The organism is Paraburkholderia silviterrae (assembly GCF_004353915.1).
Lineage (GTDB): Bacteria > Pseudomonadota > Gammaproteobacteria > Burkholderiales > Burkholderiaceae > Paraburkholderia > Paraburkholderia silviterrae.
In genome coordinates this window covers 76,028-100,509 of sequence record NZ_SMRP01000009.1, presented here as the reverse complement: position 1 = coordinate 100,509, position 24,482 = coordinate 76,028, and the positions used below count along the sequence as shown (strand labels likewise).

General features: G+C 62.8%; 23 protein-coding genes. 12 read left to right on the top strand and 11 right to left on the bottom strand.

Annotated features, from left to right (window positions below; translation table 11 throughout):
* Position 1 precedes the first annotated feature (1 nt).
* Entirely contained in the window at positions 2-3,220 is a 3,219-nt protein-coding gene (locus tag EYW47_RS19135) for an efflux RND transporter permease subunit (protein WP_133196407.1), read from the bottom strand.
* Between the two features lie 350 nt (positions 3,221-3,570).
* Here EYW47_RS19135 and EYW47_RS19130 point away from each other — a divergent pair, with 350 nt between their 5' ends.
* Entirely contained in the window at positions 3,571-3,915 is a 345-nt protein-coding gene (locus EYW47_RS19130) for a DUF4148 domain-containing protein (RefSeq protein WP_133196406.1), read from the top strand.
* Between the two features lie 374 nt (positions 3,916-4,289).
* Here EYW47_RS19130 and EYW47_RS19125 read toward each other — a convergent pair whose 3' ends face one another.
* Positions 4,290-5,495, bottom strand: coding sequence for a tyrosine-type recombinase/integrase (locus EYW47_RS19125; protein ID WP_133196405.1), 1,206 nt, complete (start codon positions 5,493-5,495; stop codon positions 4,290-4,292).
* A 117-nt stretch (positions 5,496-5,612) separates the two neighbouring features.
* On the opposite strand from EYW47_RS19125, the gene EYW47_RS19120 reads away from it, so the two are divergent.
* From EYW47_RS19120 to EYW47_RS19100, 6 genes are all read left to right on the top strand, one after another.
* Positions 5,613-5,957 carry a hypothetical protein gene (locus EYW47_RS19120; protein WP_133196404.1) on the top strand — a complete coding sequence of 115 codons (345 nt, stop codon included), beginning with the start codon at positions 5,613-5,615 and terminating at the stop codon, positions 5,955-5,957.
* A gap of 265 nt (positions 5,958-6,222) precedes the next feature.
* A complete protein-coding gene (locus EYW47_RS19115; RefSeq protein ID WP_133196403.1) occupies positions 6,223-7,629 on the top strand; it encodes a class I SAM-dependent methyltransferase in 1,407 nt (468 codons plus the stop codon).
* A 1-nt stretch (position 7,630) separates the two neighbouring features.
* Positions 7,631-8,968 carry a sensor histidine kinase gene (locus tag EYW47_RS19110; protein ID WP_133196402.1) on the top strand — a complete coding sequence of 446 codons (1,338 nt, stop codon included), beginning with the start codon at positions 7,631-7,633 and terminating at the stop codon, positions 8,966-8,968.
* 7 nt (positions 8,969-8,975) lie between these two features.
* The gene (locus EYW47_RS19105) at positions 8,976-9,380 is read left to right on the top strand and encodes a response regulator (protein WP_240763799.1); all 405 of its coding nucleotides are present in this window, start codon (positions 8,976-8,978) and stop codon (positions 9,378-9,380) included.
* The gene (locus tag EYW47_RS42570; RefSeq protein ID WP_338117831.1) at positions 9,380-9,568 is read left to right on the top strand and encodes an ATP-binding protein; all 189 of its coding nucleotides are present in this window, start codon (positions 9,380-9,382) and stop codon (positions 9,566-9,568) included. The genes EYW47_RS19105 and EYW47_RS42570 overlap by 1 nt, the downstream gene beginning before the upstream one ends.
* Positions 9,565-10,584, top strand: a complete 1,020-nt coding sequence (locus EYW47_RS19100) for a response regulator (protein ID WP_133196401.1) — start codon at positions 9,565-9,567, stop codon at positions 10,582-10,584. Before EYW47_RS42570 ends, EYW47_RS19100 begins: the two co-directional genes overlap by 4 nt.
* Before the next feature lie 171 nt (positions 10,585-10,755).
* On the opposite strand, the gene pstS is transcribed toward EYW47_RS19100, so the two are convergent.
* The 5 genes from pstS to EYW47_RS19075 form a co-directional block, all read right to left on the bottom strand.
* Entirely contained in the window at positions 10,756-11,793 is a 1,038-nt protein-coding gene (gene pstS, locus EYW47_RS19095) for a phosphate ABC transporter substrate-binding protein PstS (protein ID WP_133196400.1), read from the bottom strand.
* 65 nt (positions 11,794-11,858) lie between these two features.
* The gene (locus EYW47_RS19090) at positions 11,859-12,551 is read right to left on the bottom strand and encodes a CBS domain-containing protein (protein ID WP_133196399.1); all 693 of its coding nucleotides are present in this window, start codon (positions 12,549-12,551) and stop codon (positions 11,859-11,861) included.
* A gap of 272 nt (positions 12,552-12,823) precedes the next feature.
* Positions 12,824-13,489 carry a response regulator transcription factor gene (locus tag EYW47_RS19085; RefSeq protein WP_133196398.1) on the bottom strand — a complete coding sequence of 222 codons (666 nt, stop codon included), beginning with the start codon at positions 13,487-13,489 and terminating at the stop codon, positions 12,824-12,826.
* Complete coding sequence (locus EYW47_RS19080; protein WP_133196397.1) at positions 13,470-15,140, bottom strand: MASE1 domain-containing protein; 1,671 nt, start codon at positions 15,138-15,140, stop codon at positions 13,470-13,472. The genes EYW47_RS19085 and EYW47_RS19080 overlap by 20 nt, the downstream gene beginning before the upstream one ends.
* Positions 15,141-16,149: 1,009 nt before the next feature.
* A complete protein-coding gene (locus EYW47_RS19075; protein WP_133196396.1) occupies positions 16,150-16,518 on the bottom strand; it encodes an NUDIX hydrolase in 369 nt (122 codons plus the stop codon).
* A 241-nt stretch (positions 16,519-16,759) separates the two neighbouring features.
* On the opposite strand from EYW47_RS19075, the gene EYW47_RS19070 reads away from it, so the two are divergent.
* Together EYW47_RS19070 and EYW47_RS19065 are read left to right on the top strand one after the other, a co-directional pair.
* Positions 16,760-17,695, top strand: coding sequence for a CHAD domain-containing protein (locus EYW47_RS19070; RefSeq protein WP_133196395.1), 936 nt, complete (start codon positions 16,760-16,762; stop codon positions 17,693-17,695).
* Between the two features lie 132 nt (positions 17,696-17,827).
* Positions 17,828-18,799, top strand: coding sequence for a Dyp-type peroxidase (locus tag EYW47_RS19065; RefSeq protein WP_133196394.1), 972 nt, complete (start codon positions 17,828-17,830; stop codon positions 18,797-18,799).
* A gap of 370 nt (positions 18,800-19,169) precedes the next feature.
* Here EYW47_RS19065 and EYW47_RS40935 read toward each other — a convergent pair whose 3' ends face one another.
* From EYW47_RS40935 to pdxR, 4 genes are all read right to left on the bottom strand, one after another.
* Positions 19,170-19,346, bottom strand: coding sequence for a hypothetical protein (locus EYW47_RS40935; protein ID WP_165976615.1), 177 nt, complete (start codon positions 19,344-19,346; stop codon positions 19,170-19,172).
* A 244-nt stretch (positions 19,347-19,590) separates the two neighbouring features.
* Complete coding sequence (locus EYW47_RS19060) at positions 19,591-19,866, bottom strand: hypothetical protein (protein WP_133196393.1); 276 nt, start codon at positions 19,864-19,866, stop codon at positions 19,591-19,593.
* Between the two features lie 321 nt (positions 19,867-20,187).
* Positions 20,188-21,243: a hypothetical protein gene (locus EYW47_RS19055; protein ID WP_377785346.1), complete on the bottom strand. Its 1,056-nt coding sequence runs from the start codon at positions 21,241-21,243 to the stop codon at positions 20,188-20,190.
* A 116-nt stretch (positions 21,244-21,359) separates the two neighbouring features.
* The gene (gene pdxR, locus EYW47_RS19050) at positions 21,360-22,766 is read right to left on the bottom strand and encodes a MocR-like pyridoxine biosynthesis transcription factor PdxR (RefSeq protein ID WP_133196392.1); all 1,407 of its coding nucleotides are present in this window, start codon (positions 22,764-22,766) and stop codon (positions 21,360-21,362) included.
* 94 nt (positions 22,767-22,860) lie between these two features.
* Between pdxR and EYW47_RS19045 the strand changes: the two genes are divergently transcribed.
* The 3 genes from EYW47_RS19045 to EYW47_RS19035 all read left to right on the top strand — a co-directional run bounded on the left by EYW47_RS19045 (position 22,861) and on the right by EYW47_RS19035 (position 24,463).
* Positions 22,861-23,277, top strand: coding sequence for a cupin domain-containing protein (locus EYW47_RS19045; protein WP_133196391.1), 417 nt, complete (start codon positions 22,861-22,863; stop codon positions 23,275-23,277).
* A gap of 28 nt (positions 23,278-23,305) precedes the next feature.
* Complete coding sequence (locus EYW47_RS19040; RefSeq protein WP_133196390.1) at positions 23,306-23,761, top strand: carboxymuconolactone decarboxylase family protein; 456 nt, start codon at positions 23,306-23,308, stop codon at positions 23,759-23,761.
* A 99-nt stretch (positions 23,762-23,860) separates the two neighbouring features.
* Positions 23,861-24,463 (top strand): hypothetical protein, encoded by a 603-nt coding sequence (locus EYW47_RS19035; RefSeq protein ID WP_133196389.1) that lies wholly within the window; start codon positions 23,861-23,863, stop codon positions 24,461-24,463.
* Positions 24,464-24,482 lie beyond the last annotated feature (19 nt).

Below are 24,482 nucleotides of genomic sequence, written 5' to 3'. Positions count from 1 at the left end.
TTTATTCAACGTGAGTCACGGCCGTGGCACTGGAATCGGCATCGGCGCCCGCATCGCCGGCGCGCGCCGCGCGGCGCTTCGCGAGCCAGCCGTGCACCATGCCGAACACGACCGGCACGAATACCAGCGTCGAAAGCGTGCCGATCGCGAGGCCGCCAATCACGGCGCGCCCGAGCGGTGCGTTCTGCTCGCCGCCGTCGCCGAGGCCCAGCGCCATCGGCAGCATGCCGATCAGCATGGCCAGCGCCGTCATGACCACGGGGCGAAAGCGGTTGAAGCCAGCGTCGAGCGCAGCGGCGAGCGGCGCCATGCCGGCGGCTAGCGATTCGCGCGCGGCGTTGATCACGAGGATGCTGTTGGCGGTGGCAATCCCGATGCACAGGATCGTGCCCGTGAGCGCGGGCACGGAGAGCGTCGTTTGCGTGACGAACAACATCCACGCGATGCCGGCAATCGACGAGGGCAGGCCGCTGATGATGATGAGCGGATCGAGCCACGACTGGAAATTCACAACCATCAGCAGATAGGCGAGCGCGATCGCGAACACGAGGCCGAGCGCAAGCCCGCTGAACGAGGCGTTCATCGACTGCACCTGGCCGCGCATCACGATCGACGAGCCCGGCGGCAACTGGGCGCGCGCGGCATCGACGAGCTTCGTTACGTCGGCGGCCACGCCACCGAGATCGCGCCCCTGCGTGGAGGCGAAGATGTCGAGCACGGGCTGCACGTTGTAGTGCGAGACGACGGCCTCCTGTTCGCTGCGCGAGACCGTGCCGAGCGTGCCCAACTGATTCTGCGGATTGGCGGTGACCGCTTGCGTCGTGATGGGAATATTGGCGAGCGTCTGCAGCGAATCAATGTCGTACTGCGGCACCATCGCCATGAGCGGATAGCTCACGCCGTTCTTCGGGTCGAGCCAGAAGTTCGGCGTGGTCTGCGAGCTGCCCGAGAGCGCGATCAGCAGGTTCTGCGCCACATCGCGCTGCGTGAGGCCGGCCTGCATGGCCTTGGTGCGGTCGACGTTCACGTTGAGGGTGGGCTCGTCGCCGGGCTGCTGGATGCGCGCGTCCACGAGCCCGCGCACGCCGCGCATTTGATCGAGCAGCCGGTTCGCCACCACGCGGTTCTGCGCGAGCTTGTTGCCGACGATCTGCACGTCGATGGGCGCGGGCAGGCCGAAGTTGAGGATCTGGCTCACGATGTCGGCGGGCAGGAACGCAAAGGTCACGCCCGGGAACGCCGTATCGAGCACGTTGCGCAGCTTCGCGACGTATTGCGCGGTGGGCGCGTGTTTCGGCGCGAGCGTGATGAGGATGTCCGCGTCCTCGGGGCCGATCGGGTCCGAAGAGTCATAGGTGAGATTGATGCCGCTCACCGGCAGGCCGATGTTGTCGAGCACCGAAGCCTGCTCGGCAGCCGGAATCACGGTGCGGATCTTCGCTTCCACTTCGTCGGTGATGCGCGCGGTTTGCTCGATGCGCGTGCCGGTGGGCGCGCGCAGATGCAGGCGGATCTCGCCCGAATCGACGGCGGGGAAGAAGTCGCGTCCCGTGAACGGCACGAGCACGAGCGAGCCCAGGCAGATGGCGAGCCATATGGCGACAAAGCGGCGGCGCCGGGCAATCGCACCTTGCAGCACGGCGCGGTAGCGGTTGCGCACGGCTTCGAAGCGCTTTTCGAAGCCCAACTGGAAGCGGCTCAGCTTGCCGGCGAGCCCACGCGCGGGCGCTGCGTTGTGCGCACGTGAGCGCAGCAGATACATCGCCAGCGTGGGGATGAGCGTGCGCGAGAAGAAGTACGAGGCGCACATCGCGAACACCACGGCTTCGGCCATCGGCACGAACAGATAGTGCGCGACGCCGGTGAGCAGAAACATCGGCACGAACACGATGCAGATGGAGAGCGTCGAGACGAAGGTCGGCACGGCAATCTCGCCCGAGCCGTTGAGGATCGCGTCGTGCAATGGCGCGCCGCGTTCGAGGTGATGCGTGATGTTCTCGATCGCAACGGTGGCGTCGTCCACGAGGATGCCCACCGCGAGCGCGAGCCCGCCCAGCGTCATGATGTTGATGGTCTGGCCGAGCGCCGAAAGCGCGATCAGCGAAGTGAGCACGGACAGCGGAATCGTCACCGCGATGATGAGCGTGGCCCGCCAGCTGCCGAGAAAGAGCAGGATCATCGCGGCCGTGAGGCACGCGGCAATGAGCGCCTCGCGCACCACGCCAGAAATGGCGGACTTCACGAACAGCGACTGGTCCGAGAGCGGCGTGATCTTGAGCGCACTCGGCAGGCCCGCGGCGATCTTCGGCAGCATCGCTTTGACCTGCTGAATGATCGTGAGCGTGGAGGCGCTGCCGGTCTTTTGCACCGTGAGCAGTGCGGCGCGCTTGCCGTCCGCGCGCACGATGTTGGTCTGCGGCGCATAGCCGTCGATTACATGCGCGACGTCGCGCACATAGACGACGCTGCCGTTCACGGTCTTGACGGGCAGATCGTTGAGCGCCGCCACCGTCTGCGTGCTGCCGTTCATCTCCACGTTGTATTCGCGCGTGCCGATCTTGGCCGTGCCGCCGGGCAGGATCAGGTTCTGCGCATTCACGGCGTTCACGACGTCGATGGGCGCGAGACCCTTGGCCTGCAGCGCGTTGGGATCGAGCTGCACCATGATCTGGCGGACCTTGCCGCCATAGGGCAGCGGCACGGCCGCGCCCTGAACGGTGGCAAGCTGCGTGCGGATGAAACTGTTGCCGAGGTCGTAGAGCGACTGCTCGGGCAGCGTGTCGCTGGAGAGGCCGAGTTGCAGCACCGGCACCGTCGAGGCGCTGTAGGTGATGATGTTCGGCGGCAGCGTGCCGGGCGGCAGGACGCGCAGGATCGACGCGGAGTTCGAGGCCGCTTCGGCAATCGCTCGGTTGATGTCGGCGCCCGGATGAAAGAACACCTTCACGACCGACACGCCGTTGAGCGACTGCGACTCGATGTGCTCGATGTCGTCGACGTCCGAGGTGAGGGCGCGCTCGTAGTTCGAGGTGATGCGATGCGCCATGTCCTCGGCCGAAAAGCCGTTGTACGTCCACACGATGCTGACGACCGGGATGTCGATGTTCGGAAAAATATCCGTGGGCGTGCGCATGATCGCGAGCGGCCCGAGGATGAAGAGCAGCACGGCGAGCACGACGAACGTATAGGGGCGCCTGAGGGCCAGTTTGACGATCCACATGACGGTGTCCGGTTTGAGCCTGAAATGCAGGCTGAAGCAGAGGCTGAAACACCCGCGCCCGCAGGCTTTGGGCCGCGGAGCGCCGCTGGGCGGCGAAATGACTGGGGCAATGACTGGGGCAATTGGGGGCAAGTATGGGAATCGGGCGCTTACCTCGCGCTGACCCGCACATTACGGATTTGATATCTGCGCAGATAACAAAGTCGTAATGCGCGGGTCAGCTTCGGGCAAGCGCCGGGCAACCAGAATGCATGCAACCTTCGCGGAGACCGGATCACCGGCTTTGTCGAAGGCAGGCCGGAACTGCCTCACTTCCGGATGCAGCGGCCACTCATGCAAAGGTGAACATCATGAAAGCACTCATTTCCGCATTGCTCATTTCCTGCGCGCTGGCTGCCCCGGTTTGCGCGTTTGCCCAGGCGAATGCGGCGGCCGACACGGCCAGCACCAATGGTCCGGTCACGCGCGCCGAGGTCCGCGCCGATCTCGTGCGCCTCGAGCAGGCCGGCTATCGTCCGGCGGCAAAAGATATCAACTATCCGGACGACATCCAGCACGCCGAGGCCATCGTCGCGCAACAGGATGCGCAATCCGCTGCAGGCGCCGTAGGCGGTGTGTCGATGGCTGGCAGCTCGGATTCGGGCGCACAAGGCTCGAGCGGTCCCGCTGGACAGTCGATCTACTTCGGGCACTGAGCCGGGCGGCGCCGTGCGCTTCGGCGTCGCGGCGCCGGGCAACCTCACGTGTCAATCGTCAATTGAGCGCTGGCCGAGCGATTTTTGCGGCGAGATAGCTGCATGCGCAGCCACGCGCGGCTAAAGGCACATCATGCAGTTGGTAATTTGACGTATTACGTAATATTCGCAACTTATCACGCCTCACACACGACATTAGTACTATAATGTCGTGTATGGCGTGGCCGTCGATGTCACTGTTTGCGCAACGGTATCCGGAGCCTTCCAGCCGTGAAAATACCGACCATCCCGCCATCCAACCCGTGGAAGCTAGACGAGTTCTGAGCCTCTATCGCTTTCAACGGGCATCGATACGCACGTCATTTGCGAGGCTGTCACTCGCCGTTTTCGCTGGCATGTTTCCAGCCCATTCGATGGCGATTGGCTGTCTCACGATGACGTTCGTCGTCTTCCGTGTGCAGATAGAGACTGGTTGTGTTCAGCGATACGTGGCCGAGATTGTCGCGAATGGTGCGCAGGTCCACGCCGCCATCCGCCTGATGCGAGCCAGCGGTGTGCCGCAGCCAGTGTGCCGACGCGCGGTCGAGTTCATCGGCGCGATCGGCGAAATCCGCGCCCTTGCCGCGCAGCCATGTGGCGGCGCCCGCAAAAATGCCCTTGATGGCATCGTGAACGGCGGAACGCGACAGGCAACGCGCTGTGCCCTTGAACGGCAGAATGAGTGGCAATTCCTCGGCGCGCGCGGGAATGGCGGCCAGGCCGTTCGCGGTTCGATACCGCCGCAACTCGGCAATCAATTCGGGTGACGCGGGAACGATGCGAGCCTTGTCGCCCTTACCCACTGTTTCCAGCCACCATTGGTCCTGGCCGTCGGCGCCGAGGCGCCGGAAGAAGTCGCCCATGCGAGCGCCCGCGACTTCCGAAATGCGCATGCCCTGGAGATAGAACAGCGTCGTGAGCCAGCGGCAGCGTGCGTGATATTTGCGCTCGGCCTCGCTTTCCTGAGGGAGTTGCTCGACCCAGGTCTTGACCTCGTCCCATAGTGAGATCGACAGATAGCGGGTCACACGCGGCGCCGAGCGCTTCGCGCGCTGCCGCAGGAGCGCCATGGGATTGCCGCGCAGGTAGCCGGCGTTGACGAGCCACGTGAACATCGCGTTGAGAATGATGAGCGCCTGGCGCTGGCTGGCCGGCGAAAGCGGACCGTTGAACGGGCGCCAGCGCGCGTCGCTGCGCGGGTATTTGCCGCCGGTGGCCGACACCCAGCGGTCTGCCGGCTGCGGGTTGACGAGAAACGCCTTGTACAACAGCAGATCCTCGTGCGTGAGCGAGGATAACGGCTTGCCCAACTGCACGACGGCCCACAGCAGCAGCCGTTCAGCTTCCTTGCGGTAGTTGTCGAATGTCGTCCTGGTATCGGCGTAGTTCGAGAGCCAGGCGCGCAAGGCGTCCAGGTCGTTGTCCGCTGCGAGCTGGCTGCTTCCGGCAACGCCACGGTTGCTGCCGTCGCGGCCATCGAGCGCGGACGGAACGACGAGCGATTCAACGGGCTGGACGGCGACGAGGTCGGTATTGTTCACGACTGGAAAGCTCCGGATGGCATCGAGCAGGCAGCGACATCGGCATTGATCAAACACACGACATTATAGGCCCCGCACGTATCCGTCCTGCTTCTGCATACGGTTCGTGCCGCCGGCATGGTCTACCCGTCGAGCGTCGATAAGTTCACCAAATTACTTCAAAGCAACACGAAGGCGGCGCATGAAGACGACCTGGCCGCGTACCGCCGGACGATGACCTTGATGTCGACGATCCTGGAGCTGAGCGAGACGCTTGACCTGACTCGCCGTGCCTCCTGTCATGCGCATGGACGAAACAAGTCGGAACGCGACCGCGTTCAACCGCTTGCTCCAAATTTCAAGATTGCTCGCGGGGGATCCACAAGGCTGGCTCGCCAGTCGAATGTGCGCATCGGCGAGCCCGACACGAGCGCCCTGCCGCCCAATTCGAGGTGCGTGCGCTGCACCGTTGCCAATGGATGATTGAGCTTGCGCTCGACGGGCAAGCCCTTGTAGTATTTCGGCGCCCTTTCATCGACCACCTTCAGGCAGTTTCGCTGATGAAATCCCCGTGAGACAAAGGCCTTTTTTTATCAGTAGAATGCTGCAATCGAAGAGGTCCGCATGGCTCCGAAACCGGCCTTCAGGCCCACCAGGCTAGCGAGCCTCGTCAGAACCGTAATGCCATTGGCATACGCGCTGACCAGATTTCAAACCTTCGCGTGAGTACTTACCTGGCCGCAATATTGTGTATTCCAAAACGCAAATCGATCCGGTTGTGAGCTTTCGCAACTCGCAGGGCGAGCAGGTGCGGGGCACCATCATCAATCTCCAGCGAAAGTCCCTGGTGATGGAGGTCTATAACCCGTACTCGATTGTCCAGGTCAGTGAGGTGCTGAGCGAGCTGTCGGTCAAGATGGGCGTGGACCACGCCTATTCGGGCAAGGCGGTCGTCATCAGCATGGTCAATACCGGCCTGACTGCCATTGTCTCGGTGACGCTGATCGACGAGTGGCGCGAGCTGAGCGGCGACGCGCTGGAAGCGCGCACGGTGGGGGATGAAGCCCGCCGGTTCGCGCAGGACTGGACCGAGCGTTTCCAGATCCGCCGTGACTACCAGATCGCGGTCAACCAGATCCGGGCTTTTCTCACCGACATGTCGCGCTGGGTCGAGCAGGCGGATCTCGCCGACACCCTGCCGAAGGATGGCAAAAGCCTGCGCGAGGACTTCTTCCTCGAACTGGCATCGCCGCTGATGGAAAGGACCAAGTTCTACTTCGACGAATTCGAAGGCGAGGCGCGCCTCGTCGACGAAGAACTGGCGCCTGCGCACCGTGCCTTCGCCCAGGCCGCGCTTCATCCGCTGCTGCTGCGCTCGCCCTTCGTCTTTCGCACCTTCACGAAGCCGCTGGGCTACGCCGGCGACTACCAGATGGTCAACCAGATGCTCGACGATCCCCGCCAGGGCCCGAGCACGTATTTCCAGATCGTCAACGCGGCTTTCCTGCAAACGGCCGTGGCACGCGCGCACCGCAATCGCATCGACCTGCTGATGGACTACCTCACGCGCCTCGCCAATGAAGCGCGCGCCGCGCAGCGGCCGTTCCGGGTGCTGAACGTGGGCTGCGGCCCGGCTCAGGAGATCCAGCGCTTCATGCATGAATACGACGAGCCACAGTGGCTGTCGTTCGAACTGCTCGACTTCAGCCAGGAGACGCTGGACTGGACGCGCGAGCGCCTCGGTTCCATCGCACAGGAAACGGCCAGGCGCATGACCATCAGCTACACGCACGATTCGGTTCACCACCTGCTCAAGCGCCGGATGGATCCGGACGCACCGGGTGTCCGCGAGTTCGACGCGGTCTATTGCGCCGGCCTGTTCGACTATCTGTCCGACAAGGTCTGTGCCCGGCTGAACCAGCATTTCGCCAGCCGCACCCGACGCGGCGGCCGCCTGCTGGTCACCAATGTCCACGCCGACAACCCGGAGCGCTTCAGCATGGAGCACGTGCTGGAGTGGTACCTGATCTATCGCAACGAGGCGCAGATGGCCGAAATCATGCCGGAGAACTGCGGCGAGCCGCGCCTGTATACGGACCCGACCGGCGTGAATGTGTTTGCCGAAGTGGTGATCGGCCAGCAACAAGTAGCCTGAGATGACGACATCCCTGGTTGGGCTGCAATCGAACTATCGTGAAGAACTGCGCGACTACCGGTTACTGTGCAGCAAGGCTGGCGGCCTGACCGTGATCGTGCTGGTGCTGATGGGCATGGCGATGGACTATGTCGTGTATCCGGCTGAGCAGAAGTACTTTGCCATCGTTCGGGGGCTGACCTGCGCGGCCATCGGCCTGGCATTGCTCTCGCTTTACACGGAAGCGGGCAAGCGCCACGTGCAGGTCATCACCTTTTTCTGGCTGCTGCTGCCGCAGGCCATGATCTCCTGGATGATTTATGCCACCCAGGCAGAGGAGTCGCTGTTCTATTCCGGGCTGATGCTGACGATCTTTGCGGTGGGGATCCTGTTCCCCTCCGGCTACCTGCAAACGCTGACATTCGGCCTGGCCACGGTCTCGCTCTACTACATCGCCTGCGCGGCACATCCGGGCGGCATACAGAACCCAAGCAAGTTCCAGTTCCAGCTCATCCTGATCTTCTTCTGCGCGCTGGCCAGCTCCATTTACACCTACTTCAACGAGAAGGGCCGTTTCCAGCTTTTCCGGCTAAAGGACGAAGTGGCGCACAAAAACGATCAGCTCGCCCGCACCAATGAAAACCTCTCGCAGATCAAGGGCCAGTTGCTGCAGCAGGAGAAGATGGCGGCCATCGGTACGTTGTCCGCAGGGCTGCTCCACGAGGTCAACAACCCGGTGAACTTCTGCCTGATGGCGATCGAAATAGCCATGGAGGAGCCGCAGGCCAAGGACAGCCCGACCCTGCAGGAGTGCCTCACGGATGCCAAGCAGGGCATGCAGCGCATCCAGCATATCGTCTCGGACCTGAAAACCTTTGCCTACCGCAAGCCCGATGTCGCAGCGGACGACGTGCCGTTCCTGTTCGAGAAAGCGCTTGACTCGTCGGTCCGGCTGAGCGCGCATGAGTTGCGCGGCGTGAGCATCACGCGCGAGCTGGCCGGCGACACCCTTGTGCTGGGCGACGAAGCCGCCATCATCGGCGTGCTCATCAATCTGTTCTCGAATGCCGCACTGGCCATGCAAAAGGCCGGCACCGCATCGCCGCGGATCCATGTCACGGCGCAATGGCAGGATGGCCGGTTGCACGTGAACGTGCGCGACAACGGCCCGGGGATCGCCGAGGAGAATCTGGCGCGGGTGTTCGAACCATTCTTCACCACCCGCGAAGTCGGCCAGGGCCTCGGCCTTGGCCTGTCCATCAGCTATGCGGTGGTGGAGCGGCACGGCGGCACACTGTTTGCAGAAAGCCAGTTGGGCGAGTGGACCGCATTCAACTTCGACCTGCCGCGCGCCGAGTGATATCGAAATGAGCGAGACCCAGCAAGCACGGTGCACTGTCATCTATGCCGATGATGAGGAGCTGGCGCGCAAGTACTTTGCGCGCTCGGCGGGCAGCGACTACGAGGTGCTGCTCGCCAGCGACGCGGACGAGGCCATGTCGATCCTGCGCCGCGAAGGTGCGCGGGTGGCGATCCTGGTGACTGACTTCCGCATGCCGGGCCGGCACGGCGGCGACCTGTTGCGGCAGGTGTCGCAGGAGTATCCGCATATCGTGCGGATCCTCGTGACCGCCTACGCGGACAAGGACGCGCTGCAGGATGCGGTCAATTCCGGCGAGGTGTTCCGGATCCTGGAGAAGCCGCTTAGCGTCGGCACGGTCCGCGAGGTGCTGGCATCGGCGGCAACGGCCTCGATACCGCGCTCGAAGTGATGCAGCGCCTGCAGGCTGCCCCAGTGACCACGAACGCTGCCGTAAGCGGCGTTGGCATGATTTTCTGCAATCGCGTGATGCAGTCCTTTGGCGGAACTATCAGGATCGCATCCGCGTCCCGCGCCGGCACGACCGTGACGCTGGAATTCCCAAATTTCAAGGATCGAATGCACAGGAGTTACCAATGAGCAATACGATTGCCAACCAGACACCGCCCCCGGCGATTCTGTTCGTTGATGACGAAGCCACCGCGGTCAAATACTTCGAGCGTGCCATCGGCGCGATCGCGCCGGTGGTGACGGGCGCCTCCGTGGAGGACGGCAAGGCATTGCTGGACGCCCACGCCGGCAGCCTGGCCGTGCTGGTGTCCGACCAGCGCATGCCGGGCGAATACGGCAACGAACTTCTGCGCTATGCGCGCGAGCGCTATCCCCATATCGTCCGGATCCTGACGACGGCCTATTCCGAGCTGGACCAGACCGTCGAGGCCGTCAATCAAGGCCAGATACACCGCTACATCAAGAAGCCGTGGGACATCACCGCGCTGCGCATGGAGATGAAGCAGGCGCTGGAGCTGTCGGGGCTGCGCAAGGAACGCGACCAGCTCTTGCGCGAGAAGCTGGGCGTGCTGCAGACACAGACCGTGGCCACCCGCATCGGCATGGTGCACACGCTGTGCGCCAGCCTGATCGGCCCGGGCCGCTTCCAGCCGGTGGAAACCTACCTTGCCGGCACCGAACTGGCCGGTACGCGCAATGCGGAGCCGGACTGGCAGCGCATGGACTACGCCGACGTGGTCGGTGCCGAGAGCGAATGCAGCGGCAGCTTCGGCCACGCGGTCGGCACGCGCCTCGTGGAGCTGCGTGCCCAGAACGCGGGGCGCAGCGCTGCCGAAGCGATGCAGGTGTTCAGTGACGTCCTCGGCGCCACCGTGCGCGGCGGTGACGATGCGCTGATCTGGACTTCGCCGACACTGCTCAGCGAGTTCCTTACCCGGCCGGTGGGTCAAGCCGTCTCGGCCGAGCACGCTGCCTGGCTGGCCTGCCTGCTGTGGCTGGAAGAAGCCGGCGGCGCCCTGCAGTTTGCGCGTGAAAGCGACACCATCGTCTGCCGCGCCGGCACGCGCGCTGCCAGTTTTGCCGCCGACCGTCTGGCTGTCTGGATCGAGCGGTTTTCGGAGCCGGCGCTCGACCAGGCGAAGTAGACGATCCGCTGTCGCGCGCAGTGCTGAATCGATACGGCGACGCAGTCAGGCACGGATGCACCTCGTTGCAGGGTTGCCCATTTTGGGCGGCCCTGGTGCGCATTACGGGCTATGAGACTACCGGAGCCATTTCCGAATTCCGATAGCCTTCCGATAGCCTCCACTAGCGGGTCATTGGCGCGCGAGCCGCTTGCCCGCCATGCTTTCGCCCATGTTTACGGGCCATTGCGAGCGGATTTTCGTCAAGACCAGCTCCGGTAGCGGGATGTAGTCCAGCGCATTGACCGTGTCCCCATCGTGATCGAACGCCCAATTGAAGAACTGCATCGTGGCTTCTTCACGACCCGTCTTGTCCGGCGCTTCATGAAGCAACACGTAGGTCGCCCCCATCACCGGCCATGCACCCTTGCCCGGCTGGTTGGTCAGCAACTGATCGAGCGAGCCGGACCAGTCGGCGCTGTCCGCCGCTGCCTTGAATGTGACAACGCTGGGCTGAACGACGTCGCCCGCGGCGTTGATCATGGCTGTATAGGTCAAGTGGTTCTGTTTCGTGAAGTCCCATGCGACATAGCCAATGGCGCCAGGCAGGTACCCGACGTAGGTGGCAACGCCCTCGTTTCCATTGCCGCCGATGCCGAGCGGCCAGCGCACGCTGGTCCCCTCCCCGACCCTGCGCTTCCATTCGGGGCTCACTTGTGCGAGATAGTGCGTCCAGATGAGCGTCGTGCCCGAGCCGTCCTGGCGACGCACGACGGCGATGGGGGTGTTGGGCATCCTGAGCTTCGGGTTTAGTCGCGCGATCGCGGGGTCGTCCCAGTAGATGATCTTGCCGAGAAAGATTTGCGCGAGTACCGGCCCGTTCAGCACGAGCTCACCCGCCTTGATGCCTGGCAGGTCCACGACCGGCACTACGCCGCCGATCACCGTAGGGAATTGCCGCAAGCCGTTCTTGGCCAGTTGGTCGTCGCTGAGCGGTGCGTCCGATCCGGCAAAGTCGACCTCGCGGGCGACGACCTCCTTGAGTCCATCGGAGGAGCCCGTGCCGCGATAGATCACCCTGCCCCCGCCCGACCTTTGATAATCGGTTGCCCACTTGCTGTAGAGGGGCGCGGCGAGTGTGCTGCCGGCCCCGGTAATGTCCCCGGAGTAAGCTGCGGCCGCAAAGAGACAGCAAACCAGACTTGCCATCCATGTGCACCATGTTCTCATGACTGTCTCCGGTTGGACCTCGTCGCGCGACTTGCCACGGCCCGCAGCTGTTCGCCGCGGGCACACTACAGCGTCGGAATCACGCCTGGAAACTCGAGGTGGTACTCCGCGCGCTTGACGCCGGGCACCCCCTCGACTGCAATCCGGATCGCCCGCTTTTCCTCTTCGGACTCGATCACGCCCCACAGATGCGCGATACCGTCCTTGACGAGCACGCCCCGTTTCGGCAGCCCCCAGCGCTTCCCGTGCATTTCCAGGACTATCGCGTCGCGCAAGCTCGCGTCGTCGTGCAAGGCCGAGTCAACGGGCGGCGCGGCGCTCGCCAGCGCGCGCATCAGGTTCGAGCGGCTCACGATTCCAACCAGCTTGCCGTCTTTGAGCACTGGCACGTGCTTGAGGTGCCGGCGTTCCATGAGTTCCGCAATCTGATCGAGCGGCATGTTCTCCGCAATCGAAATCACCTGGTCGCACATCACGTCGTCGACGAAATGCCCGTGCTCTCTCACGTACCTCGCGGCCTGCTCGCGCGGCGACGACAACAGGAGTTCAAGCCACCACGGACGCTTCCCGTGGCCGGTGCCATTCTCCACACGATGCAGCAGATCCCCCTGGCTGACGATGCCGACGACATTTCCGTCCGTGTCAACGACGGGCATGCCACTGATGCGGTTGTCGACGAATAGCCTTGCAGCGTCGTATATCGTCATATCCGGCGTGGCGGTAACGACGGGCGTAGTCATGACGTCAAATGCGCGCATGGTCGCTCCTTCATCGAGTCGCGACCGGTCCCCATCTGTTGCACCCGTCGCACGATTTCGGCAGACACACCGGCGGCGAGGCGCCCGGTGTTGAGGCATTCTGGTTCGACAAGCCGATGCGGCAATTGCCGGAACCAGCGTGGTGCATTGAGATTGCCGACGCGGGACGCCGGCAGTTAGGACTGTATTCGCTGAGCGAATGCCAATGCATCAGGCCGCCATCCTAAAAGCCCCTCGGGGATTGCCCTATTCTTCAGCAGGCGGGCTACGCCCTACTGGCTCTCCATCCACTGGATCGCGAATCGCATCAGCTCCTTGCCGCTGCGGATATTGAGCTTTTCTTTGATATTGGCCTGGTGCGCTTCGATGGTCTTCACGCTCCGATTCAGCTTCTGTGCAATTTCGCGGGTGCTGAAGCCGAGTCCTATCAAGTGCAAGACCTCGAATTCCCGTTCCGAAAGACCTGCGATTCGGCCCTCCGGCTTTGTATGGGGCACCGCAAGGGCTCGCGCCAGCTTCTCATGCATGGTGGCGCTGAGGTAAATATTGCCCGCCAGAATCTCCCGGATCGCGCTCAAGACGTGCTCCGTGGCCTCGAGTTTCATCAGATACCCGTTTGCCCCGGAGCGCAGTGCGCGTTCGGCAAACAGGCTCTCGTCGTGCATGCTCAGGACGAGGATCGCCAAGTCCGGGTAGCGGTGGCGCAGGGTCCTGACAAGCTCGAGGCCGGAGTCCGATTGCAGACTGATGTCCACAATCGCCATGTCGGGCTGGCGCACCATCGCCACAAGGGCTTCTTCGGCGCTGCCGGCTGCACCACAGACGTGCAGATCTTCCTGCAAATTCAGCAAGAGCGTCATCCCCTCCCGGATGATGGGGTGGTCATCCACGATCAGGATTTGAGTCGCAGGGCCTCGGCTATTGGACTTCCCGTGCATGGCCGGGGCCCTCCGGTAGCGGATAGCTGATGGCGACCGTGGTGCCGCCCAAATCATTGCGGGTCACGGTGCAGGAGCCGCCAAGAAGGCTTGCCCTGTGACGCAGGTTGTGCAGTCCCAGTCCCGAGGCGCGCTCCATTTCTTCCAGGGCGATCCCTATTCCGTCGTCACTGATCGAAAGCGTCAGCAAGCCGCCCGCCCGCGCCAGGTCGATCCAGATGCGGTGACCCTGGCAATATTTCAGCGCGTTGCTGACCGCTTCCTGTGCTGCACGGTAGAGGTTAATCTGCATCAGCGAATCCAGCGAGTCCACTTCGGGCGCGACCCTCAGCATGCAATCCACGCCATTGAGCGTGCGCGCCGTCTCCGCCAACCCATGCAGCGCGGCCGCAAGACCGCCATATTCCATCGCGACCGGTTCCAGGCCATGGGCAATCCTGCGGGTCATCGAGGACGCCTGCTTCACCAACTGGACGACGGTAGCGGCGTCGGCCGCAGCTGGGTGACCTTGCGTCTGCAATTTCTGATTCAAGGCGGAACAGTACAGCCCCAGGCTGGTCAGGTGTTGCCCGAGTCCGTCATGCAGTTCCCGGCCAATGAGTCTCTGGTGCTGATCGCCGATCTGGATCAGTTCTCCTTCCAGCAGACGGCGTCGCGCCATTTCCTCCTTGAGTTCGTTATTTGCCGTCTCCAGTTCTGTGGTTCGCTCCTGGACACGTTGTTCCAGTTCGATGTGGGCCGCCTGCAGGAGGCGATAGACCCGCCGCTCCTGCGCTCGTGCCGCCACCAGCAACAGTCCGGTGATGGAGACCACGTTCGCGAAGGTGCACCATCTCACGAGGCTATCCACTGGAGACTCTGCCGCGAAGGGGCCCGTGCCGTGGGTCGTGCCCCAGATGGCCAGGCCTGAAACCACCAGGGTCCCGATGCTGGTGCCCAGATGACCGAAGCGCAGAGCCGCCCAGATGATGAACGGGAAAATTGCGAGCGCGGCAGGATAGTAGCCGTGCCCGGCAAGTTCTGGCGCGCCGAAGATGAGGTAGCTGGCCCAGAAGGTCGCGATGGTCAGTCCGCACGCCTCCACGATCTGAGCCGCGGAGCGCACAGGGTTCGAATACGCCAGAAAGCTCAAGATGGGCGGCGCCACGACCAGGACCCCCATCATGTCGCCGAGCCACCACTTCAGAAACGCCGCGACGTACCCGGCGCCCGGCACCAGACCTCCGCCTAGCAGCGCGGTCGTGCCAACCAGTGCACTGACTGCCGTGCTCATCACCGCACCGAGGCCGATGAAGGCCAGCACGTCACTGATGCGCTCGAGGGTGATCTGGAATCGGGTCACGCGGTCCAGCAATATGGCTGCGCTCAAGGATGCAACCATCGACCCGGTGCCAATCACCACGGCCGCGGCTACCGGCACGCCCCCCGAAACGTTGGCAAGGAACGAGCCAATGGCAATACCCGGAGCAACTGCAGGGCCCAGAGTGAGCACCGCGACAAGCGCGATGCCGCTGGAAGGCCAAACCAGAGAGATTGCGCCGCCCACCACCGCATAGGCAAGACCCATCCTCGCTCCGGCGTAATAGCCCAATGCGACAATCCCGATGGACAGGAAAAGGCTGAACCTGGATTGAATTCGAACGCTAGCCATTGCTCGCTGCTTCCTGAAGCCGGATTGTGGATACGCACCAGCATGACGACACTTGCAAGACAGTGGGTATGCTCCGATACCCCGGGGCGCCAAACGACCAAGGCTACGCGGATCACTGGCGATACGGCGCGGTAAAAACGCCAGCAATGTGCCTTTCAACTGACATTTGAAAACTGTGCCGTTCGTTTTCGCGCAGTTGCGGCTGCGTCGGCGACGCGTGCAAAGTGTTTCTCGTTGTCGATATTTCACTTCCCGCGCAGACTGAAGGTGAGGAACTCGCCGTTCACTCAGCGTGTGACCTGATTCCTGTTTGGCCCTGACGCCATGAGTGTGCTAATAGCACCCGCGTTAATCAAACGCTACACGGCACTTTCAGCGCCGCGCCAATCAACGCTCCATCGAGCAGGCTTTTTCTTCGACTATTGAATCGCTGCCCGTCGCCGAACGCGGTGCTATAGTTGGTCACTCTTCCAGCGCCACTGAGACACCCATGTCCTGCGAAGCCTGCGAAAGAATGCAACTTGGCGACACGGCCCAACCCCACGACGGGCTGCGGATAAGCGGCGGGCAGCATCGGCTGCGACCGCTCGGGCGTCGCCCAGTGCTCCTGCAACGTTACTGTTGCAGGCTATGCAACACGAACTGGTTACGCGAACTCGATCCACTGCAGCCGGAGCACTCGGATTGGGTTTGCCTGTATCAGGCCTCAAGCATTCTCGCCCCCGTCTCGGCGGCTCATCAGGGTACCCGGTCGTCGATTCCGCCTTCTACACGGGCTGACGCCGCACGCGGCGCGACGCCCGAGCAACTGCGCCACAGCCTGACCTGACGAGACGCCTCCCTGAAACCGGATTTCGACGTGCGGCCCCGACTGGGGTTTTTGCTCTTATGCCGTTCCAGCACACGGTGTTGCGTTGCTGCGTCGGGAACCGTCGATCGGGCGGGCACCGGAAGGCTGGCCGCTGGCGGGTGGTTTGCAGGACGTCGGGTATCTGGCTAGATATCCAGGCTACTTCCTGCGCCGCTGACTCATGAGCTTCACGATATCGGTCGTCGGCCCGCTGGTCATGAGGTCAGGGAGATCGTCCAGGTGAACCCAGCGACATCGTGATATTTCGTTGCTCGGGCGAGCTTTTGCGCGATTCGGGATTTCGCAGGTGAACACGTGATGGTGCTTCTGCTTGCCACGGAAGTCGAAGAGGTGCTTGGCTGACTTCCCGGATAGTTGCGTTTCTTCTTTGAGCTCGCGAAGTGCGGCGTCCGCGCGATGTTCTCCACGCTTGAGAATGCCGCCCGGCAAAGCCCACTTTGATTGACTGCGTGCAACCAGAAGGATTCGCTTACCTCTGCGGCAGATCACGGTGGCGCGTTTCTTCAAACCGATCTCCCACTTATGCCCCAGGCCTCTTCGAGGCTCGCTCGATGCGCCAGCGTATCAGTCGGTGCTGGACCTGGGTCAGTATCCTAATACAGAACCGCAAAAACCGCGATATTGTGATGCGAGGGCCGTATTCTCGCGACACCATAATGGTTTTCATCAAGACGTCACAATAACGGCGCTCGAAATTGGCTATGGTAAGGTTCGGGCGAAGTCTATTTTCGTCCCACTCGAGGCTGCTATGGATATGGATGGTGACTGGCCCTTGCCGCGGCCAAACAGTCTCTTCAAAGTCAACCGGCGGCCGGCTGACTCATCGCTTTCAAAAGCGAGCTCGATCGCCAGTGCCTTCTCGTCACTGGCGACACCGGTGGTGGCCGAAGCAGTGCAACGAGCGAAAGCGCTATCCACAGAGAGCGATGTAGAGGGTTTTCATCAGCTTCGAGTCGCTTTCAGAAAGCTTCGCGCCTTGTACTGGGCATACTCGCCCTATCTCGGGGAGCAAGCGACCGCGCAAGCCACCGATGAGTTCAAGCGTCTCGCGGCAGTGGCAGGCGGAACGCGTGATTGGGACATAGCAGGCGATCTCCTGAGAACCGCCCAGGCGTGCGGCGCATCGATTGAATTGCTCGTGGCCGCGGCGCATGAGAAGCGCACACAGGCGGTATTGCATAGCCAGACGATGATCAAAGGCGACGATGTCGAGGCGTTCCTGAACGATGCCCTGCTTCAGGCCCAAACCACACTGCAGTCGCGTTGCGACGATCTCCCCATTCGGGCGTTCGCCGAGAAGCGCATCCGTCTGGCGCAGCGCACACTTCGAAAGCGCAGCAGACGCGCAGTGCGTAGCGAGACCACCCAGGAGGAAGATCTTCACGACGTGCGAAAGGCGGGCAAAAAGCTGCGATACCTGCTCGAGTTTTTTCAACCCGTTATCAAAAGCGGGCACGGCCGCACCATTGAGGCGTTGACCTCCGTGCAGAACAAATTGGGGCAGTTCAACGACATCGCCGCAAGCGAAACGCTGATTCGCAGCGCGTCATTCAAAGAAGTTCCGCCCGAGGTCGTGCAGGAATCGCTGCAATGGCTGGAAGAACAGAAGTGCCGGCGAATGCGTGCGGCATCGCGACGGGTCCGGGCTATCTCTGGCGCAGACGGTCGCGATCTCAAGCAATGAACATCACACCGGCCGTACACCGATAGTCAATATCGGACGATCCGCGCTGGCATGTGCATTGCAATTGTCTATCTTGCAATGAGTCGGCTCGCCGTCATGGCGCGCCAACCAGACACATGACAGGAGGCATCCGTGAGTCCGACCGCTTCGCCAACGTCCGGCTGCCAGCGCGCGCTCGACACCGAACCACAATCCATCGACGCGCCGATGTCGCCGGTCGCTGCGTTCCTGGTCCTGGTCGTCAAGGACGATGACGCATCGATCGGCACAGCCCGCTCCGTGTTGGCCAGCACCGACGACCTCATCAAGGACGTCAGGATCCGTGCCAACGGCACCGCCTTCACCTGTAACGTCGGAATCGCCCATCGCGCCTGGGCGCAACTGACCGGAAAGCCAGCGCCGCGCGAGCTGGCGCCGTTTCGGGAAGTGCGAGGTGCCGCGCATGTCGCGGTGGCCACAGCGGGCGACTTGCTGTACCACATTCGCGCAGCCTCGACTGACTTGATCGTCGAGTTCGAAAAGATTCTGCTGGAGGCCTTCGGCAACGCCGTCTCGGTCGTCGACGACGTGGCCGGATTTCGCTACTTCGGCGGGCGCGACCTGCTCGAGTTTGTCGACGGCACCGCGAATCCCGACGGCCTCGATCTGCCCAACGCAACGATCGTCGGTGACGAGGACCCCGCCTGCGCCGGCGGCAGCTATGTCGTGGTCCAGAAATACCTGCACGATCTCGCGGCCTGGCGTGCGCAGAGCGTGGAGGCCCAGGAGGCGATCATCGGTCGAACCAAGTTCGACAACGTTGAGTTGCCGGACGCGGCAGAGGGCCAGAAGTCACACAAGACACTCTGCACGATCCAGGACGCCGAAGGCGAGCACGACATCCTGCGCGACAACATGCCGTTCGCTGTTCCCGGGCGCGGCGAATATGGCACCTACTTCATCGGCTATTCGCGCCACCTCTGGGTGATCGAGAAAATGCTGGAACGGATGTTCATCGGCGACCCGCCGCCATTGCACGACCGGATACTGGACTTCTCCAGGGCGGTGGCCGGCGTCACATTCTTCGCTCCTGCACGAAAATTCCTCAGTGGCCTTGCCGATTGACGGCTAGACGCCGCCATGGCCGGCAACCAAGATGACGTGGCAGCCTGGCTGCGCGAAGTGCTGGAACAACTCGCCCCGGGTGACGCGATGCCTCGCCTTCCATCCGATCAGCCGCAAGGCTGCCGAGCCAATGCTGGTTGAATGGCTGGCGGGCCGCATCGCCTGAATGCAGACAGGTCGTGCGCGCCAGATCCGGCACAGACGACAGTGTTTGGCCATTGCTCTTTCTGGTGGCTCGTGCCGCTCATTTATTTAGGATTCTTATTCATCTGGTCGTTATAGAACGACTCTTGAGCGTATGCGTGATCGACGTCCCGCCTTCCCTCTGGAATCCACTCCCGAACGCAACACCGGTCGCAATATATGCAATTCAGGCTTTCATTGCCGACATGCCTGAATGGATTTCCATAACGTGACTGCCGTTCGGCACCGCCACGCTCCCGACCATCTCAACGGTATGCGGCGGGGCTGTTTTGAGCACAACCATCAGCGTCACAAGCAGTGCGGCGGCGATCATTAGCAAAATTGTTATCGTGAACCGCTTCATCGTTCCATCCCTTCGCATCGAAGTCGTCTATAACGGGCCTCGCCGATTTGAGATGGTATCAAGTGCGAGTCGGGAAGATGGTCAACTATGGTCAAATGTGCGGGATGGGCACAACAAGCCGCGAAAGGCATCACGGGGAACCCGTGATGCTCGCGCGAATCGATGCCCGCCTCGAGGACGAAATGCCGAAGCCGCCTGTCAACAACGACGGCCCCCTGGCGTTGGCACAACCTTCGGTCACAGCCTACTGCGCGGTCGTCAGCTTTAAACTCGGGCGCAACTCGTGCGTGACCGATTCACGTTGCCCCTTGCGCTGATCCGATACCTGCTCGATGCCCGCCTTCAAGACCTCTTCGCAAAACGCAATGCGCATGCGGTAATACTCAGCCTGCAATTGCGCGTCCAAAACCCTCTGCTCGGCCTGAAACAGCGCCATGCGTAATTCACCTAGCCCGCGTTCGGCCTGCTTCTCCGGCGTCGGGGCATTATGAGCAATCAAGTTTGAAAGCCAGCGCAACATGGATAGGCCCTCCAGTCTTCGATTCGACGTTTCGCACACGTCAGGGCGTTGACCAGCCCGAACTGTGGCTGGAAAAAGGCTATCAGAGTCGAATGAAAATCATACGTGCACTAGCGAACGTGTTGTATAAAAGATGCATATTTCCTGCCAATGATGCGCCGGGAGCGGCGGTCGAAATTGGGGCCGTCATCGAGCCCGTCCAACGGGCTGCCGGCCGTGTAATCTTTACCGCGCCGGGGCAACGCAAAGCCCGATCGCCTCAGCATAGAGCCATTTGACCGGCCGTGCGACGCAAACAGCAACAAGCCGCTGCAAACCGCTTCACCACCGGTAACCAATACCGGCCAGGATAACGTCGGTGTCGCGGTTATAGTTCGTCACGACACGATTCCATTCGAGCCGCGCATCCCAGTTCTGGCTGAAGCGATACGAGCCGGCGATCGTGACGAGCCCGGAGAATTTGCCGGCGCCTGGCCCCGGCGAGGCGCTGTCCTCGTTCTCGTTGATCGCGTAGTACGCGCCGGCACCCACGCCAAGCGTCACCGCGTCGTTGAGGAACGCACGCGTGAGCCAAAGCTGGCTGGTGATGCCGTCGCGGCGGGCGACCTTGCTGCTGCCTTCGTGCATATAACCGACCGTCCAGTCGAGATATTTCGCGAGGCCGCGGCGATATTCGATCGACCCGCCGAATGCGCCCGGCGAGCTGGTGGAGTTGACGATGGTCTTGCCGAGGTACAAGGCCACTTCGTTGTTGGTCGTCTTCTTCGTCGAGCCTGCCGCCCAGTCGCGCGGCCCCGGCGTGTCGGGCGCGTCGAGCTGATAACCCACGCCGAGCATCACGCCCGTGGAATCCGGGCCACGCTGCACGTGCACGCGGTTCAGTTGCAACTGCGTGACCCACCGGTTGGTTGCATACCAGGACGCGCGCACGCTGTACACGACACCCCAGCCATGCACGTCCGAGTAGCTGCCGCCCTGTTGCGCGGTGGTCGTATCGAAGTAGCGATACGGCCCAATCCCGGCCTGCAGCACGAACTGCGGACTGCCCACAGGCATGCGGGCCCACAGCTGGACGAGCTGGCCATCGCGGTGATGATTCGGAATGTGCCCTTCGTTGAGCCAGGTGAAGCTCGCCGCGAAGTACTTGCCGAGTCCTTCCTGATAGTTGAAGGCCCACGTATAGGTGTTGATGTCGCTCGCACGCGAGCCGCCGCCAAACAGCGAGAACTCCTGCGCGTGCGCCTGCGTTGGCATGGCGAGCCAGACGAGCGCGGCCGCAACGGCCGCGGCGGGCCGCGCTGCGATCCCCTCCGGCCGTGCACGCGAGCACCGCTGCGCTCGCGGTGAGTTGTCGTCGATCGATTCGAAGGGGTTCATCGACCTATGCTCCAGGAACGCCTTTCGGTGAAGGTGCCGGCCCGCGGACCCGCGTACGAAACCTGCGCGCAGCGTAGCACGGCAGGTCAATCGGGGTTCGCTTGCGTGCCCAGCAATCACGCATGACGCCGTATCACTTCCCTCAGCCGTTCGCAGCTTCGAACGAGGTTTCTCTCCGGCGAAGTCGCGATGCCCAGCAGAAGCCCCGATCGCGCAGACGCCGGCGATATATACCAGGGCGACAACGGCGCCGGGCCCAATCCGAACGCCAGCGCTTCCCTGAAGATGGCTACGTCGGGCGCGCCGTCGGGCAGCCGCACGAGCACGGCCAGGCCGGCGCTCTTCGTCTCGAAGTCGAGTGCGCCGAGGCATTCGAGCAAGCTGTCGCGCTGCGCGGAATAAAGACGCTTCAGGCGGCGCAGATGGCGCATATAGTGACCCTCGCGCATGAACTGCGCCGTCGCGAGCTGCACGGATGGCCACGGCGCGGGCGCAAGACACGCCGCGACTTCCGCAAACCGGGACGCCAGCGTCACGGGCGCGACGACGAACCCCAGGCGCAGTGCCGGGCTGATCGTCTTGCTGAATGAGCCGATATGAATGACGCACTGGCCGCGATCGAGCGATGCGAGCGCGGGCGCGGCGCGCGCGCTCAGTTGCAGTTCGCTTAGATAGTCATCCTCAATGATCCAGGCGCCCCGCTGCGCCGCCCAGTCGAGCAGTTGCAACCGTCTTGCCAGCGAGAGCGTGGGGCCGAGCGGCGCCTGCTGGCCGGGCGTCACGACGGCCAGCGCCGCGTCTGGCGCATGCCGCAGGCCGTAATCGACGTCGATGCCGTCCGCGTCCACGGGAACCGGCGCGAGTTCGAGCCTCGCGAGTTCGAGGCCGTGCCGGGTGAACGGGAAGCCCGGCTCTTCGAACCAGGCCTTGTGCCCATCGAGGCCCAGCACGCGCAGCGCGAGTCCCAGGCCACCGCTGAACCCGCTCGTGACGATGATCTGCGCGGGCGAGCATGTCATGCCTCGCGCAATGGCCAGATAAGCAGCGATTTCCCGCCGCAGCTCCGGCTCGCCGCGGGGATCGGGATAGCCCACCGAGGCGCTCGACTCCGCGCGCAGCGCAAACGAGCGCACTTTGGTGAAGAGCCTGGCGGGCAGCGTTTCCTGGGCGGGCACGCCCATCTGGAAGATGGCCGGGCCGGCGGTGAGCTCCCGGTACATCTCCATGAACGAGCCCGGATCGCTGCTCTCCTCCGCTTCGGGCCGCGCGCGAGGCCGGTCCGCCACGCGCGTTCCGCTCGCCCGGGAAGCGACGATCAGTTGCGCGTCGGAGAGCCGGTCGTAGGCGAGGCGCACCGTGCCCCGCGCAACGCCCAGTTGCGCGGCGAGGTCGAGCCACGAAGGCAGACGGGCGCCGGGCGCAAGCACCCCGCCCTCGATGGCGGCACTGATTGCCGAGCGGATCTGCTCGGCCAAGGGCGTCTTCGCGGACCGGTCGAGTTCGATTTTCAGCGGCTGGGACATCCGCTCATGGTACATAAAGAATGTTTGTTTCTGGTGCTTTCTTGTGGCCCAGCGTGCGCCCACAATAACCCCGGTCGCAAGGAGAAACCCTGTCATGAACATTCGAGCCGCCCTCGGCACCGCCTGCGCAGCGCTTGCGCTCACTATCGCCATGCCGGCTTTTGCGCATGGCGACGGTGAAACCGTCACGCCCAACTTCACGCATGCCATCCCGAACATCCCCGGCAAGTCGTTGACGGCCGTGGTGGTCGACTACGCGCCCGGCGGCGCGTCGCCAGCGCACGAGCATGCGAAATCGGCGTTTATTTATGCCTATGTCGTCTCGGGCGCCATCGAATCGCAAGTGAATGACGGACCGAAGCGCATCTATCACGCCGGCGAAAGCTTCTTCGAAGAGCCTGGCGCCATTCATCGCGTAAGCCGCAACGCGAGCAAGACGCAGCCGGCGAAGCTACTCGCGGTATTCGTCGTCGATACCGGCGACACGGCTCTGACCACGCCGGTCAAGTAAGCCATTCAAGTCAAACAGGAGAAAACACATGAGCAATCGTCTCGATTACAACCAGATCGCACCCGCTGGCGTCAAGGCCCTTGGCGGTGTCTACGGCTATGTCATGCAAAGCGGGCTTGCACCGGTGCTCGTCGATCTGGTGTACCTGCGCGTCTCGCAGATCAACAACTGCGCGTATTGCCTGGACATGCACACGCGCGACCTGCTGAAAAAAGGCGTGAAAGTGGAAAAGCTGGCGCTGGTCCAGGCATGGCGCGAAGCCGGCCATCTGTTCGATCCGCGCGAGCGTGCCGCGCTTGCGTGGGCCGAATCTGTCACGCTCGTCGCGCAGACCGGTGTGCCCGATGCGGCGTATGAGGAAGCGCGCGCGGTATTCGACGAGCGTGAACTCGTCGATCTCGCCATCGCCATCGGCTTGATGAACACGTATAACCGCATGGCGATCAGCTTCCGCAATACGCCTCAGGCGGTACTGGAGCAGTAAGCGCACGCGGCGCGTCCGGCAGGTCTGCGGCGTCAACCAGCTTTGGCACAATATAAACCGTATATACTGTTTATATTGTTTCCAGTTGGAGAACCTGACATGACCACAGCAAACGTACGCAAACCTACCAAGAAGGCCTTTCATTTCCCGACATCGCCGGACGCGGCGCAACAGCCGGAACAGGAGCAGCCCGAGGCAGCAACGCCCGCCGCCAGTGCGGATACCGCTAAAACCCGGCGCGCAAAACCCGGTGCCAAGACCAGCACGAAGCGCAGCGCCACCAAGGCCAATACCAAAGCCGGCAAAAAGGCTAGCACCAAGGCCACGACCAAGGCCAGCACCAAGGCCGCTGCGAAGCCCGGCGCCAAGACCCGTACCAAGGCCGCGGCACCCGCAGCCGAGGTAGCGCAAGCACCGGCCCAGGTAGCGGAAACACCGGCACCGAAAGCCGCAGGAAAGGAAAAGACCAAGCGCGCCAAGAAGGAAAAGGTCGTGCGTGACAGCTTCACCATGCCGAAGGCGGACTACGAGCGGATCTCGGTCCTCAAGCGCAAGTGCCTCGATGCGGGCGTGGCGGTCAAGAAGAGCGAACTCCTGCGCGCGGGCCTGCAATTGCTCGAGTCGGCATCGGCCAAGCGTTTGCTGGCCGCCATTGCCGCGCTCGAAGCGGTAAAGACGGGTCGTCCGTCGCAGAGCGAATAAGCAGCGGCGCGCTTGCGCT